This window comes from Neisseria sp. P0009.S007 (genome assembly GCF_051962515.1).
Genome location: NZ_JBQCVF010000299.1, coordinates 1 through 1,565 on the forward strand (window position 1 = coordinate 1; position 1,565 = coordinate 1,565).

The following is a 1,565-nucleotide window of genomic DNA, read 5'->3' on the forward strand; positions in this document are numbered from 1 at the left end:
TCATTATAACGAGGACGGTGTGCCCAGCGGCTGTCGTCGCTCTTATTGCTGTCTTGCGACCAGTCGTCATCATTGAGTGTACCCACTTCGTCACCCAAGTAAATCAGCGGCAGACCGCCGGTACTCAGGGCGATGCTGTACAAAAGTTTGATGCGGTCAACGGCATATGGGTCATTTTGAGCCAAACCGACCAATGCTGCGGCTGTACCGCTGACACGGCAGTCACCTGTGTTTGGGTTGTATTGGAAGGGGACGCCGCGCGCGAAGCTGCCGTCAAAATGGTTGACGAAGAAACGGTTGAGGAATTGTCGGTGGTCGTAGCCGTGAATACCGAACTGCCATGCGTCTTCATCGGCAAATGTCCAGCCGATGTCGTCATGGCTGCGGACGTAGTTGACCCATGCAGTGTGGTCGGGCAGGTTGTGGCGGTAGGTCAGTGCTTGATGGAGCAGGTTGACTTCGCGTGTGGCGAGGGTGTTCCACAACAATGCCATTTGCAGAGGGTTGTAGCCGATTTGGCATTCGTCTTGGCTGATGTATTGGACAACTTGGTCAGGATGGACAATGGCTTCGGATTTGAAGAACACAGCTGGTGCTGCGATACGCATTACAGAGTTAAACGCGCGAATCAGAGCGTGTGCCTGAGGCAGGTTTTCGCAGCTTGTGCCCATTTGCTTCCAAATAAAGGCAACGGCGTCCATGCGCAGAATATCAACGCCCAAGTTGGCAAGGAACATCATTTCGCCTGCCATGGCACGGAATACCCATGGGTTGCTGTAATTCAAGTCCCATTGGAAGGAGTTGAACGTTGTCCATACCCAGCGTCCGTCTTCCAGTTGGGAGAAGCCGCCCGGATGTTGGTCGGGGAAGATTTCACGCAGGGTGCGGTCGTATTGGTCGGGCATCCAGCGGTCGGGGAAGATGTAGTAGAAGTTGTCGTAGAGTGGATCACCGGCGGCGCAGCCTTTTGCCCATTCGTGTTCATTGGAAGTGTGGTTAAAGATGAAATCGACAACGGCGGAAATACCTGCTTCGTGCAGTGCGGCAATGACATCGCGCAAGTCGTCTATTGTGCCCAAAGCCGGATTGACATCGCGGTAGCTGCTGACTGCATAGCCGCCGTCGCTTTTGCCTTCAGGACATTTAAACAGGGGCATCAGGTGCAGATAGGTCAGGCCCAATTCTTGGAAATAAGGAATTTTGGCTTTCAAGCCTTGCAGATCGCCTGCGAACAAATCGACGTAGCACCCGCCGCCAACCTGTTTGTTGGACAAAATCCAGTCAGGATCGTTTTCGCGCGCGATATCGATATCTTTTAAGGATGAGTTGCGTTGGGAATAGCTTTGCCATGCTTGGGCAATCAGTTGCTCCAGCATGGGGAGGACGGCTTCGTTGTTGTTGTAAACATTGTCCAGCTCGTGCATCAGTTTTGGGAAGTGTTCCTCAAGTCGTCTGTCAAACTGTTTCCAGTCTTCAGATGTCTCGATACTTGCACGCTGTTCGGGGGTATAAATCGATAGGGTGCGTTCTTTAAGGTGATGCAAGGTCAAATCAACCTGTTGAGT

At 52.5% G+C, this 1,565-nt stretch carries 1 protein-coding gene; it reads right to left on the reverse strand.

What is annotated here, in order from left to right; translation table 11 throughout:
- On the reverse strand, positions 1 to 1,565 hold a 1,565-nt coding region (locus tag ACTHS3_RS12640; protein ID WP_440368097.1), incomplete at both ends, for an alpha-amylase family protein.